At 49.4% G+C, this 12350-nt stretch carries 13 protein-coding genes; 8 read left to right on the top strand and 5 right to left on the bottom strand.

Annotation, left to right across the window (positions count from 1 at the left end; genetic code table 11):
* The first annotated feature begins 150 nt into the window (after window positions 1–150).
* From HNQ92_RS21580 to HNQ92_RS21560, 5 genes are all read left to right on the top strand, one after another.
* Window positions 151–549, top strand: a complete 399-nt coding sequence (locus tag HNQ92_RS21580; RefSeq protein WP_184177203.1) for a nuclear transport factor 2 family protein — start codon at window positions 151–153, stop codon at window positions 547–549.
* Between the two features lie 363 nt (window positions 550–912).
* Window positions 913–1425: a GNAT family N-acetyltransferase gene (locus tag HNQ92_RS21575; protein ID WP_184177201.1), complete on the top strand. Its 513-nt coding sequence runs from the start codon at window positions 913–915 to the stop codon at window positions 1423–1425.
* 1029 nt (window positions 1426–2454) lie between these two features.
* Window positions 2455–3183, top strand: a complete 729-nt coding sequence (locus tag HNQ92_RS29080) for a helix-turn-helix domain-containing protein (protein ID WP_221307515.1) — start codon at window positions 2455–2457, stop codon at window positions 3181–3183.
* Window positions 3184–3286: 103 nt separating this feature from the next.
* A complete protein-coding gene (locus HNQ92_RS21565; protein WP_184177197.1) occupies window positions 3287–4225 on the top strand; it encodes an ABC transporter ATP-binding protein in 939 nt (312 codons plus the stop codon).
* The gene (locus HNQ92_RS21560; protein ID WP_184177195.1) at window positions 4203–4946 is read left to right on the top strand and encodes an ABC transporter permease; all 744 of its coding nucleotides are present in this window, start codon (window positions 4203–4205) and stop codon (window positions 4944–4946) included. Before HNQ92_RS21565 ends, HNQ92_RS21560 begins: the two co-directional genes overlap by 23 nt.
* Before the next feature lie 320 nt (window positions 4947–5266).
* On the opposite strand, the gene HNQ92_RS21555 is transcribed toward HNQ92_RS21560, so the two are convergent.
* Window positions 5267–5605, bottom strand: coding sequence for a winged helix-turn-helix transcriptional regulator (locus HNQ92_RS21555; protein ID WP_184177193.1), 339 nt, complete (start codon window positions 5603–5605; stop codon window positions 5267–5269).
* Between the two features lie 132 nt (window positions 5606–5737).
* Between HNQ92_RS21555 and HNQ92_RS21550 the strand changes: the two genes are divergently transcribed.
* Both HNQ92_RS21550 and HNQ92_RS21545 read left to right on the top strand, forming a co-directional pair.
* The gene (locus HNQ92_RS21550) at window positions 5738–6148 is read left to right on the top strand and encodes a DoxX family protein (protein WP_184177191.1); all 411 of its coding nucleotides are present in this window, start codon (window positions 5738–5740) and stop codon (window positions 6146–6148) included.
* A gap of 79 nt (window positions 6149–6227) precedes the next feature.
* Window positions 6228–6590, top strand: coding sequence for a DUF4180 domain-containing protein (locus tag HNQ92_RS21545; RefSeq protein ID WP_184177189.1), 363 nt, complete (start codon window positions 6228–6230; stop codon window positions 6588–6590).
* Between the two features lie 28 nt (window positions 6591–6618).
* Here the strand turns inward: HNQ92_RS21545 and HNQ92_RS21540 are convergent, their stop codons facing one another.
* Both HNQ92_RS21540 and HNQ92_RS21535 read right to left on the bottom strand, forming a co-directional pair.
* Entirely contained in the window at window positions 6619–6876 is a 258-nt protein-coding gene (locus HNQ92_RS21540; RefSeq protein ID WP_184177187.1) for a hypothetical protein, read from the bottom strand.
* 73 nt (window positions 6877–6949) lie between these two features.
* Window positions 6950–8131 (bottom strand): glycoside hydrolase family 5 protein, encoded by a 1182-nt coding sequence (locus HNQ92_RS21535; protein WP_184177185.1) that lies wholly within the window; start codon window positions 8129–8131, stop codon window positions 6950–6952.
* Between the two features lie 254 nt (window positions 8132–8385).
* Between HNQ92_RS21535 and HNQ92_RS21530 the strand changes: the two genes are divergently transcribed.
* Window positions 8386–8811 carry a YMGG-like glycine zipper-containing protein gene (locus tag HNQ92_RS21530; protein WP_184177183.1) on the top strand — a complete coding sequence of 142 codons (426 nt, stop codon included), beginning with the start codon at window positions 8386–8388 and terminating at the stop codon, window positions 8809–8811.
* A 133-nt stretch (window positions 8812–8944) separates the two neighbouring features.
* Here the strand turns inward: HNQ92_RS21530 and HNQ92_RS21525 are convergent, their stop codons facing one another.
* Together HNQ92_RS21525 and HNQ92_RS21520 are read right to left on the bottom strand one after the other, a co-directional pair.
* On the bottom strand, window positions 8945–9886 hold the full coding sequence (locus HNQ92_RS21525; RefSeq protein WP_184177181.1) for a polyketide cyclase: 942 nt from the start codon (window positions 9884–9886) through the stop codon (window positions 8945–8947).
* 87 nt (window positions 9887–9973) lie between these two features.
* A complete protein-coding gene (locus HNQ92_RS21520) occupies window positions 9974–12334 on the bottom strand; it encodes a prolyl oligopeptidase family serine peptidase (protein WP_184177179.1) in 2361 nt (786 codons plus the stop codon).
* Window positions 12335–12350 lie beyond the last annotated feature (16 nt).

Genomic DNA, 12350 nt, shown 5'->3' with positions numbered 1-12350 from the left:
TAAGCTGGCAAGTAGGAGTAGTCATGGTTTTTGTAGTCTAGTCAACCACAAAAGTAAGGCTAACAACTACTTGCCATTTTTATGAGAAAGCCCTGATGACATGAATAAAACATTTTTACGAGTTTTGAATCAAAAGCGGCTAGAGAACAAATGGATAATATTGAAACCGTAAAAAAAATGTATGCGCTTTTTGCTGCCAAAGACCACGCGGCGATCCGGCAACTGTTTGATGAAAATATCCAATGGAATCAAATGAAGGGCTTTCCCGGCGGCGGGCAGTACGTAGGGGCCGACGCCATTTTTGAGAACGTTTTTGGTGGTTTTAGCCAAAACTGGACGGACTGGAAAGCCACCATCACGCGGTATCTGGACAGCGGCGACGGAGCTTTTGTGATCGGTTTTCACGAAGGTACTTACAACGCCACCGGCAATTACCTGAAGGCCGACTTTGCCTGCGAGTACAAAGTCAAAGACGGGAAAATTACGGAATTCAATCAGTACACCGATACGTTTTTGATTGGGCAGGCTATGGGCCTGATGAAGGAGTAATGGCACCGATTACTAAAAAAGCATCTGCTTTCTGATTCAAAAGCAGTACAAACTTTCTTACGGATCAATAACGCGCCTTCGTGGCCGCGTAGCGGTCGAATGTATGTAGAAGATGACTTAGGTAGAGAATCCGCGTGCCGCTAGGTACGCAACGAGCAATGGGGTTGCGTACCTAGCGGCACGCGGGCGGACTTGGGGGTACTTTTAACTACAAACATCGCGTGCCTACGGCACTGATCCGGCTCATGATGATGGATAGGTGAATGAGTTCATAAAGCGTTCCCGCCGCGCGCGTGTACAGGACACAAGTGTCCCTTTTTTAAAAAAATAGTTACTGACTTACTCGTTCATCACTAGCGCCAAATGGTTTACCGACAAGGAAATATCAATGACCTGAGCAAAATAAAAAACTTGGCTCTCAGCTCCTGGGGCCAGTTTCAAGGCGAATTGACCCCTGAAAACTGGGAGAAATTAAGAAAGAACTTGGCTAACCAGGAGACCTACCTAAACTTATTGCAAAAATCATACTGTCTAGTTTGCGAGAATGAAATTGGAGGAATTATTGGCATGAGTTTCCTCGTTCCGCGCGGCAATCCGACAGAAATTTATGAAGAGAGCTGGTGCTACCTACGATTTGTTACGGTTGATAAAAAATACGGGGGACAAGGCATTGGAAGAAAGTTGACAGAAAAGTGTATTCAGTATGCCGTAGACCACGGCGAACAAACGATCGCTCTGCATACCTCAGAAATGATGAGCCCTGCACGCCACATATACGAAAGCCTGGGCTTCACCATTTTAAGAGAAATAGAACCAAGGTTAGGTAAAAAATATTGGCTTTACACGCTTGACCTGATTGCATCAAGCACGAACTAAAAGCGAGTAGGTGGCCCGCTACTTAAAAAGTAAGCATATCTAACTGGCTTTAGCTATAACCCTACGACGTAGCATAAAGTACCCCTCCCGCTCGAAGCGGGGGTACTTTCGCATACTAGCCAAAGCCTCACCCTTGACTTCCAACTGGATGGCCGGGACTTCGGCAAGGTGCGGGGAAAGGTACTAGGAACAAGGGGTACTTGGTTGAAGTGTTTTTTGTACGCTAATCTTGCAAAATGGCTTTGTTGCCTGTCTCTATAAAAGCAGCTTTTAGCCTAAATTCGCTTTGGGACATGCATGTCTGACACCAATATTTATAAATAATTACAAATACAGCGTAGTAAAATTATTGTGTTAAACTTATTCAGTCTGCTATTAGAACTAATTTAGTGCCATGCAATCAAGCCAATAGAAATATTGATGCATGAATTAGTTTGTAAAGCTTCCCCGCGCGGCGTCCGCTCCTGGAAGGAGGGACTAAGGGAGCGGACGCCGCGCGGGTGTAAAGGGCATAAATGCTACACTCCTAAGAAAAGTATTTATAGACAGACTCACTCATCAATAATCATAAGACATGCAAAAAATAAAAATCAATTTTCACTGAGGGACTCTGAAATAACAAAACAAAAAAGTTGAAGAATAAAAAACGGTCGGTAGAACAAAATATAATTACTTTGATCTTAAATGTACTTAATATCTTCCATATCAATATGCATTTTTTTGTCCGTTGTTTTGCTAACTAACAATACCAACTCATTGCCTAGAAAAATTCTAGGAATTTGGCTGCTTTGTAGTGCGTATTATAACTGGGGTATTTTCTTGTGGGCAGAGCATTTAGAAAACCACTATCCAAGCATTATCGTGTCTGGATTTTCTGTACCCTTGCTCTTTGGGCCATTTTTGTTTTGGTACGTAAAATTCCAAACATCCGATACGCGGTTCACTAAAGACGAGCTTTGGCATTTGGTTCCGTATATATTAATCAGTCTTTCGTATGTCTCGTATTTTTTTAAACCATTTGAACAACGAGTGAATAGCTTACTAGCAAGTAACGAAGGTTTTTTGTTTAGAAATTTAGTTAGGACAACTTATATTTATATTTCAATACCTTTGTATTTTGGCTGGTGTGCTTTAAAAATATTTCGTTTTCAACGAAGTCTTAAAGACAACTTTTCCAATTCTGATAAAATTCATTTTAATTGGATGCTTTTTTTAATGGCAGGTATTCTTGTAATATGGAGTGTCGTGATTATCACTAAAAACGAGGAGCTTATAACAAAAGCCATTGCTATTTTCCTCATCCTATTGGGTTATTTTGGCATTACACAGGTAGATGTTTTTTCAAAAAGAACGCCTCAGAGTGCTTTAGTAGAGGAAGTCAAACCCAAGTATGTAAACTCAGGGCTTGATAATTTAGAAATTGACAGATTACATCAGGCACTTATCCGACTGTTACAAACTGAAAAACCCTACCTCAATCCGGAACTTACGCTGCAACACCTAGCATCTATGATTGACGCGCAGGTGCATCACCTCTCGCAGGTAATCAATGAAAAGGAACAAAAGAATTTTTACGACCTTATAAACGGGTGGCGGATTGAGGAATTTTTAAAAGAGGTGAAAAGCGAAAAAAATAAAAAGTATACCCTACTTGCCATCGCATACGACTGCGGATTCAACTCTAAGGCTTCTTTCAATAGGAATTTTAAAAAATATACTGGCAAAACGCCCACTGAGTACTTAAATAAATATATCTGACTGTATATCAGATATTTAAATTCTAAGAACTACTTGTCTCAACCTATCGGATGCTACTTCTGTTTCCATTTTCATTACTTCCTTTGCAAAAAAAAGAAAGATAATGAACAATAAAGTAGTTTTAGAGACATTTCAGATTTCCAAACAATATGGAAATACCAAAGCGCTCCATGACGTAAATCTAAAAATTGAAGAAGGACAAATCTACGGGCTGATTGGCCTGAATGGTTCGGGTAAGTCCACCTTCATGCGAATTGTTTGCGGGCTTATATCTGCCACAGAAGGGCATATTGAGCTTTATGGCAAATCTGGCAATGCCGATTTACAAAAACAAAGAAGCCGACTTGGGCAAACCATTGAAACCCCAGCCCTGTACCTAGAAATGACCGCCTATGAAAACGTGATGGTTCAAATGACCTTAGCAGGAATTTCTGATAAGAAAAAAGTTAAGGAAGTACTCCGAAGGGTAGGCTTGACAGATACGGGAAATAAAAAAGCAAAAAACTTCTCATTGGGCATGAAACAGCGCCTTGCTTTGGCTATCGCCCTCATTACAGAGCCCAAATTTTTGATATTAGATGAACCTACCAATGGATTAGACCCTGTGGGTATCATCGAAACCAGAGACATTATCAAAACTTTGGCTCAAGAATACGGGCTTACTATTCTTTTATCGAGCCATTTGTTAGATGAACTATCGCAGATTGCAACGCATTATGGCATTCTGCACCAAGGCAAATTAGTTACTCAACTATCCGGTGACGAGCTTCTTAAGGCTACCAACCAGTACATACATATTATCTGTGATGATGCTATTGCTTCGGCAGAAATATTGAATGCCGCCTTTTCTGTAAAGTGCGAAGTACACTCCAATACCGAATTAAGAATAAATGAAAAATTGGATCGGATTGCAGATTTTAATAAAGTTTTGGTACTAAGTGGACAAAGAATAGAACATCTGTCATGTAATCAAAATAAGCTCGAAGATTATTTTTTGAAAATTACCCAATCTAGCAAATATGAAAGATTTACTAAAAGCTGAATTATACAAATTGTCGAAAAGCAATACTTTGCTTTATTTAATGCTATTGCTTTTCGTCACCAACACTTTTGGTATAATTACCAACAGACTTCTAAAAAACTACGTTTTGCAAGGGCAAGACGGCCTATTTCAGGCTGGTACAAGTATCAATGCCATGTGGTTCGGGGCTTTTGCAGGTTTTTTTATAGCCTCTGAGTTTCAAAACGGAGGTATACGAAACGCACTTGCTTTGGGAAAATACCGAACAAGTGTATTTATGGCAAAAATTTTTTCCATGATACTATGCATAACCATTTTACTATTCGTGATAGTGTTGGTGCAAATCATTGGAAATTCCATTGTAAACGGGTACGGCGATATGCCTGTTGGCGAATTTGTAGTTTTTTTTCTGAAGAATTTTTTACATATTACTATATTTCATTTGTCATACGCTGGCTTCTTTACCATGTTTGCGTTTTTGACACAAAAGCCAGGGCTTACCATTCTTCTTTCATTTTGTTACGAAACACTAATTTTAGTATGTGGTGGCTTTTTTGAAAATTTCAAAGGGCAAAATCTCAAACCATTATTACAGTTTTTTCCGCAGTATTATTATACCAAAATTGATTACAATCTATCTAATCATCAGTTTTTTGTGAATGGATATTTGGTATGCTTGCTGTATTTTTTTGCACCTGTTATTATTTCAATATTTCTTTTTAGAAAAATGGACATTAAATGACGAGAGGATATTTTTCATTTCATTAAACCATTTGCCACCTTATTGGCGCTGCCTCCGGCTATATTTGTCGCTTAAAATTTCCATAGTTACAAAAGGGAAAAAGTAGATTAAAACGAGTTTGAGACTAAAAGTTTGAATGGCTTACTGGTTTAGAAATTAATGAAATTATAATTTATAACAATGGGTAAAAAGGGGGCTCTCGCAATGGCCAAATTAAGAGCTTTTGTTAGCAAGCCCCCGTTAAAGATACCCGTTATAACTCAAAACAGAACTACATTAGTCTAACTAGGGAGCTATGGAAAATCAGTCCATAATTCCGTTCATTTTCCCATAATCTTCTTCCGGTGCAAGAGGCCCCAGCTATGTAGTTCTTCGATCACTTTTTCGAGGGACCGGCCGTGGGGCGTGAGGGAGTATTCTACGGTCGGTGGAAAGGTATCCTGTGGCTCCCGCAGGATCAGCGCGTGGGCCTCCAGGCTCTTCAGCTCCTTGGCCAGTACCTTATCGGTGATGCCGCTGACTTCGCGGGCCAGTTGCCGAAAACGCCGGGGTCCCGTCGATAGCGCAAAGAGGATCAGCAGCTTCCAGCGGCCTTCCAGCGCCTCCAGGGCGTCTTTGATCGCCAATACATTTTCGGGGCAGCCTTCTCGGGTTAGCATGGGGCAGGTCTTGAATGGGTGAGGGGCTTCCGTTACTATCGCGCCGGTTAGTACTATCTGCCAGGAAAGTACCGATACCCCAGAAGGCAAATATAGATACGTTTGTGCCGTCAACAAAAAACGATGGATCACATGACCAACCCACAATCCCCCTCCAAGGTACTTCACATTTCGCTCTGGGTAGCCCAGGTACTTTTGGCGCTTGGCCTGCTGTATGGCGGCAGCATGAAACTATTCCAACCCGCCGATACGCTGGCCGCGCAATGGCCCTGGACGGCCCAGGTACCCCTCTCACTGGTCAAACTAACCGGCGTCGTGGACTTCCTGGGCGCGGCGGGCCTACTCCTGCCCGCCTGGCTGCGCATCAGGCCCGCGCTGACGCCGGTAGCGGCACTGGGCGTTTTGGTCCTCATGCTCTGTGCCATCCTGTTTCATGTAGTGCGGGGCGAGGTCGCCGTCATCGGCATCAACGTATTTTTTGCGGTACTGGCCGCCTGGGTAGCCTGGGGTAGATTCCGGAAAGTACCCCTGGCCGCCCCCTGAGGGAAGTGAAGGTACTTTTGGGGATTGTGATTTTTTTCTTCACGCGCTATCTTGCGAAAAAACCATTCTCCCAAACGAAATGACCATTCAGCCCCACCAGCAAAACGAGCTTAAAATTGCCGAGGTACTTTCCGAGGAGGTGATCCTGCAAACGGCGGACGACGGCCTGAACCTGCTGGGTGACTTGTACTACCAAGGCTTCGACGCGATCATCCTGCACCAGCAAAGCATCACGCCGGATTTTTTTGAACTAAAAAACGGCCTGGCCGGCGAGGTACTTCAGAAATTCTCCAACTACCGGATGCGGCTGGCCATCGTGGGGGATTTTAGTACCTACACGTCCAAAAGTATCCAGGATTTTATCCACGAAAGCAATAAGGCGCGGCAGGTTAACTTTGTAAGCTCCACGGCCGAGGCTTTAGCTCGCCTAAGTAATGGTTAAGGTACCTGTAACTAGCTCAAGTACCTCCTCAAATCCCCAGCTGCTTGCGCACCTCGGCTTCCGACAGGGCGTGAATGCCTTCCATGATAGACGGCAGCAAAGCCTGCTTGGTGGTTTGTTCCATGCGCTGCTGCATGGACTCGATCTCCTTGTACTCGACGTTATGAATGCGGGCGGCCAGGTTGCCCAGGATGTTGCGCGACACGATCTGCTCGGCTTCGAGCCGGGCTATTTTTACGGACAGCGTTTCGAGGTACTGTAATACGGGCTGTAAATCACTGAACATGCTAAGGCGTTTCAATCGGTTAGAAATACTCCTAACGAAAACCAAGTACCCTTCCGTGTGGCCCGGTCTACAGCTAGTGCTTTTGCAGGAGGGTAAGTAGTTTTCGGTCGAGCTTGTGGCCGTGCCAATCCTCGTAGGCAACGTCGTCGCGGCCCGAGTCGAGTAGTCCAAAACTACCCCGAAACTCCCAGAGGGCAAAGCCGATGTCGTGGGTTTTCAGGACGTCGAGTACATCGCCAAACCACGCCAGGAACACCTCATGGGGCGTTTTGTTCCAGCAGCCGCATTCGCCACAATGTACTCCTACGCCCTGCTGCGTGAGCTCGATCCAGGGCTCATACGCTTTTTCCAGCATCGCACGGCTGAGGTACTGGTCGCCCACCTGACCAGGCCATTTGGGTTCGGGTAGGTTGGAGCTGTCTTTGAATACCCAAGGCGCTTTGTAGTGCGAAATAATGCCCGGATTGTACCCCCGGCAGCTCTGGGCGATGTCGAGGTCGGTGATTTCGGGAATCACGTTGTTGCCCACATTGTTGCCGTCGGCGATGATGAGGTGGTCGGGATTCACCGACCGGATGGCCTTGGAAGCCGCCAGGGCCAGCGCCCGGTACTGGTCGCCCGGCACGGGGCCACGGCGCGAGTGCTGGTCGTTCATGTCTTCGCGGGTGCAGGGCTCGTTGAGGAGGTCGAAGCTGATTTTTTGCCGCGAGGTTTGCCCAAAGCGCGTGGCCCAGAAGTTCCAGTGGTAGCAGAAGTCGTCGAGCGCCTGGGCATCCTGCCACAGGTTGTAAGGCTCCACAAAACCCGCATTGACGCAAAAGCCCGGCGCACGGTGCAGGTTCAGGCTCACGTGGAGGTTGTGCTTGTGGGCCAGGTACACCAGCTGCTCGATGCGGTCGGTGGCTTGCGGGTCCAGGGCACGTACCTGCTCGGGCGTGATGGGCTTGCTGCGGTCGAACTTGACGTAGGAAGGATACGCCATCGGCAGCCGAATGAAGTCGAAGCCCCAATCGGCGATCCACTTCAGTTGCTCTTCCGAAGTACCTCCACGGTTCTGGGTGGGATCGGGCGAGAAGAAGTCCAGCAGGTTGAAGCCCTTCCAGCGCGGCAGCGGATTTTTCAAAGGAGCGGCGGGGCGGGGTACTTGGGCCGCCAAAGTACCTCCCGGCAGGTACCCACCGGCCAGCGTGGCCGCCGCCAAGGTACCTGCTTGTACTAAAAAGGCCCGGCGTGCGGGGTACTTTTCTTCCTCCATGAGTCTCTTCTTTTTATAAAGAGAAACCCGATCAGGGGTACTTTCTACTGCTGTTCGAGGTACCTGACCGTAGAATTTGGCAACGTGCTGGGGCATCTTCTACTCAGTAAAGTACCTTTTATGGCCTCGAATACCGCTTTAATGCAAGGTATATTTTTTACATAATTTCTCTTGGAAGTAGCCCACGAAGGGCGCTCCGTTTCACTATACCGCGGACTTTCCCAAAAAAGGGTCCGTGACCAAAAGAAAAGACCATGAAAAAGCTAGTGATTGTATTTTCGGTGGTCGCCGTCATGAGCTCTTGCCAGCACAGCGCCCGGCAGGAAGCCCGGCTCGAAGCCGCCACCGCCGACTCGTTGGCCCGCGAGGCCGAGATTCAACAAGCCAAGCAGGCGACCATCGACTCCATGCGCATCGCGCAGCTGGAGGAAGAACTGGCGGCCAAGGAACGCGAAGAAGCCAACCGCGCCAACCAACCCGCCACCGTGGTGGTGCAGCAGCGGAAGGGCATGAATAATACCGCCAAAGGCGCGCTGATCGGCGCGGGGGTAGGGGCCGCTACCGGTGCCCTGGTCTCTAAAAAACGCGGACAGGGTGCCCTGATCGGCGGGGCCGTCGGGGCCGGTGGCGGGGCCGCGACCGGTGCCGTGATCGACAACCGCAAAAAGCGAAGAAATTAAGAATAACAAAGGTACCTAGTTTCATCGCTTAGGCTTGTACCAAAAAAGAAGGTCAACGTGTCAGAAGTGCCTGGCAAACGTTGACCTTCCTTTTTATATACCCCACCTGTGCACAAGGTACTTGCGCCACATCCTACTTCCGCCCGTACTTCTTCACCAGGTCATTTCGCAGGTTGTTAAAAACATAGTCGTGTTCCTGGCGGATGCCGAGCTTTTCCAGCGGCTCCCAGTAAAAGCGGGGAGCAAGTACCGAGGTGTAGGTGATGATGCGCGTCAAGGTACAACCTTGGTCGCCCGCCGGGTCGAAGTAGTAAATCGCCTCCTTGAAGCCCAGCCATTTTCGGCCGATTAAGTTGTAATCAATTACATCCATCTTTAATACTTTTCCTTTTTCAAGCGCCGTAATTCGCTCGGTGATCGTACCTCCGCCAAAATCCGCATTGCTCAGCGCGCCCCCGTCGAAGTAGCAAATCCGAAGGCCGCCTACTTCTTCCTTTTCCAGCACGCATTGGGTGGGCACGGGTAAGTCAAAAAGCATGAGGAAGGGCTTCTCGGCATCCAGCGTATCCACGGACTTGATGGCCTCGTACACCGCTTCGGGCGTATACTCAAAAAGTTGCTCGGTTTTTACCTCTATCACTACCTCCTGATTTTTGGTAAGAAAATGCTCGACCGGCGAGGCAACCAAAAAAGGAACCAGCGGCAGAAGCAACAGGGGTACTTTATTCGTCTCCCTGATTTTTCGGTAGCGCCGGGCCAGATGAGCCAGTACATAGCCCAGAAAGATCAGCGGAACGATGATGGGTAGCGTCATCACGATACACAGCAAGCCCGAAAGCCCCGGAATGTACATGCCCACCAGGAAAATGACGGTGGCCAGGAGCGCGCCCAGGAGCGTATATTTTCGATTGGGCATAGCCCCAATCGAAACACCCAGCACAATGGGTAGCAGGATAAACAGCACCCAACCGTAGCTCGCCAGGCCCAGAAACAGAAAAGCAATCCCCGTACCGAGGAAAATGAAGGTGAGAAGGATAGCGAGCCGAAAACTTCGGTCTTTCAGGAGGTGCTTCATGATCGGGCGCGGTTGGTTCTAAAGAAGGTCGTTTTACTCCCTAAGGTACTTTTGGAAGTAAAACGACCTTCTCTAAAAACTACTCATTTAGCGCAGCCTTTCATCAAAAAGCTTCAGGATGCGCTTGTATTCGTCGGTCCAGGAGGAGGCTTCCACAAAGCCGTGGTCTTCCATGGGGTAAGCGGCCAGCTCCCAGTTATCTTTCCCGAGCTCGATGAAGCGCTGCGAAAGCCGTACTACATCCTGAAAATGCACGTTGACGTCCACCATACCGTGGCACATCAGCAGGTGTCCCTTCAGGCCGTTGGCGTGGTAGAGCGGCGAGCTGCGGCGGTAGGCCAGGCTATCGGCCTGGGGCTCGTTGAGGATGTTGGCCGTGTAGGGATGGTTGTAAGCGGCCCAGTCCGTAACGGGCCGCAGCGCCGCCCCCGCCGCAAACACGCCGGGCGTGGTGAACATCCCCATGAGGGTAATGAAGCCGCCGTAGGAGCCGCCATACACGCCGATTTTGTTGGGCTTGATGCCGTACTTACTCACCAGCCACTTGGCCCCGTCTACGTTGTCGGTGAGGTCTTTGCCGCCCATGTGCCGGTAGATGCCCGTGCGCCAGTCGCGCCCGTAGCCCGCGCTGGCGCGGTAGTCGAGGTCCAGGACGGTGTAGCCCTGGTCGGCGAGGAGGTGGTGAAACATGTACTCGCGGAAGTACTGGCTCCACCACTTGTGGGCGTTTTGCAGGTACCCCGCGCCGTGCACAAAGATTACCGCCCGGCCGTTGGCCTTGCGGGGCTCGTACACGCGGGCATACACGTCGGCGCCGTCGGAGGCTTTGAAGGTCACGACCTTGGCCTCGCGCCAGGCGTACGACCGGAATTCTTCGGTGGTCGACTGCGTAATCACCTTGGACTCCGCGGCGGGTTTGTTTTCCTGCACAAAAAGCTCCCAGGGCGTGTTGCTGTTGGAGTAGCGCACGGCCAGCCGCGACTCGTCCGGCGAGAGCACCACGTCGTGCGCGCCTACGGCTTGGGTGAGCCGCTCACGCGCGCCGCCCGTAACGGCCATGCGGTAAAAATGCTGCTCGCCGGGATGTACCTCGTTGGTCGTGAGGTAGAAGTTCTTTTTATCACGGGAAAGCTGCACGCCCAGTACCTCGAATTTCCCCTGGGTAAGCTGGGTTTTCTTCCCGCTTTTCACATCCAGCGTGTACAGGTGCGAGTAGCCGTCGGCTTCGCTCTGGAAGTAAATCGTCTGGTTATTGACCCAGCCGATTTCGCCCGCGCTCACGGCGTAGCTACCAATGCCCGGCCCACCGATCCAGGCTTCGTCGCGCTGCCGGTCCAGCGGGCGCAGCGTCAGGGAGTCGGGGTTCAGGGCCATGATCCAGCGGTCTTTGTTGTCCTGCGAGCGCACCACCACCATGGCACTCTGCCCATCTTCCGACCAGAACGGCCCCGAAATGATCACGTCCCGTACCTTGTTTTTCCAGGCCGAATCCTGCTTGGGGTAGTCTTTGAGGTAGTCGGGCTTGTCGCCGATGCCGGGGATGGTTTTGGTACTGAGCTGGCGCGTGGTATCCTTTTGAATATCATATACCCAAAACTCGTAGCTCGTCAGGGGTGCCCCTACCTTGGTGCGGGCCTGGATGTCTTCCGTAAAGCCCGACTCCGTGACGTAGTTGGGCACGATGGTACTTTTGGCTTTTTTATCGGGCTCGGCCAGGCGGTAGGTCACGAAGCGACCGTCGGGGCTCAGGCGGGCGCCGTTCACGCGCTTTTCACCCAGGTAGATTTCCTTGGGGCGCTTGGGTTTTTCGGCTTCGGCGATTTTCTTGCCCGCGTCCTTTTTCTCCTTGCGCTCTTTAAGTACCTCAAACAACGCCAACTGATCTTCCTTAAGCCACTTTTGGTCATCGCTGGGCTTGGAGTCTTCCTTCTTTTTACCGGCTTTAAAATCCGTCAGCTGCGTCACGAGGCCGGTGCTGAGGTGGATGCTGTAGAGGTTATTATCTTGGTCAAAAATAATACTCTGCTCGTCGCCGCTGAAGGCTGGGCTACCCTCCGTGCCCACGGTGTTGGTGAGCTGTCGTACCTGCTGCGTGCGGGTGTCGAGTAGGTACAGGTCGCCGTTTTGGGTGTAGGCTTTCAGGGTACGCATGCGGTTGTAGGTACCTTGCGCGGGGGGTAGTTGCCGTCGGGTGGCGAAGGGTACTTTGCTGATTTTCTGCTCGCTGAGCGAGTACTGGTACAGCGAGTCGGCGGGGGCTTTGTCGGGATTCCACTGAAAATAAATGGTTTTGGAATCTTCGCCCCACCACACGTTGCTGGGCGAGGTGCCGATCCACGTTTTCGGATCGCGCATGATTTTTTCCACCGTGAGGGGGCCTAGTTTTTGGGCCAGGGTACTTTGGGCCAGCCCAAGGAGCAGCAGCGTAGCGCTGAGGATGTTTTTCATACCAGGAGGGTTGATG

This window comes from Rhabdobacter roseus (assembly GCF_014202275.1).
Lineage (GTDB): Bacteria > Bacteroidota > Bacteroidia > Cytophagales > Spirosomataceae > Rhabdobacter > Rhabdobacter roseus.
Note: the sequence above shows the minus strand (reverse complement) of the source record. Positions and strands in the feature narration are given on the sequence as shown.

Bases quoted from the DNA above. Each gene is read 5' to 3' on its own strand.
- HNQ92_RS21520 (WP_184177179.1), bottom strand. From the start codon at position 12,334: ATGAAAAACATCCTCAGCGCTACGCTGCTGCTCCTTGGGCTGGCCCAA.
- HNQ92_RS21545 (WP_184177189.1), top strand. From the start codon at position 6,228: ATGACCATTCAGCCCCACCAGCAAAACGAGCTTAAAATTGCCGAGGTA.
- HNQ92_RS21525 (WP_184177181.1), bottom strand. From the start codon at position 9,886: ATGAAGCACCTCCTGAAAGACCGAAGTTTTCGGCTCGCTATCCTTCTC.
- HNQ92_RS21560 (WP_184177195.1), top strand. From the start codon at position 4,203: ATGAAAGATTTACTAAAAGCTGAATTATACAAATTGTCGAAAAGCAAT.
- HNQ92_RS21550 (WP_184177191.1), top strand. From the start codon at position 5,738: ATGACCAACCCACAATCCCCCTCCAAGGTACTTCACATTTCGCTCTGG.
- HNQ92_RS21530 (WP_184177183.1), top strand. From the start codon at position 8,386: ATGAAAAAGCTAGTGATTGTATTTTCGGTGGTCGCCGTCATGAGCTCT.
- HNQ92_RS21565 (WP_184177197.1), top strand. From the start codon at position 3,287: ATGAACAATAAAGTAGTTTTAGAGACATTTCAGATTTCCAAACAATAT.
- HNQ92_RS21555 (WP_184177193.1), bottom strand. From the start codon at position 5,605: ATGCTAACCCGAGAAGGCTGCCCCGAAAATGTATTGGCGATCAAAGAC.
- HNQ92_RS21580 (WP_184177203.1), top strand. From the start codon at position 151: ATGGATAATATTGAAACCGTAAAAAAAATGTATGCGCTTTTTGCTGCC.
- HNQ92_RS21540 (WP_184177187.1), bottom strand. From the start codon at position 6,876: ATGTTCAGTGATTTACAGCCCGTATTACAGTACCTCGAAACGCTGTCC.
- HNQ92_RS21535 (WP_184177185.1), bottom strand. From the start codon at position 8,131: ATGGAGGAAGAAAAGTACCCCGCACGCCGGGCCTTTTTAGTACAAGCA.
- HNQ92_RS21575 (WP_184177201.1), top strand. From the start codon at position 913: ATGGTTTACCGACAAGGAAATATCAATGACCTGAGCAAAATAAAAAAC.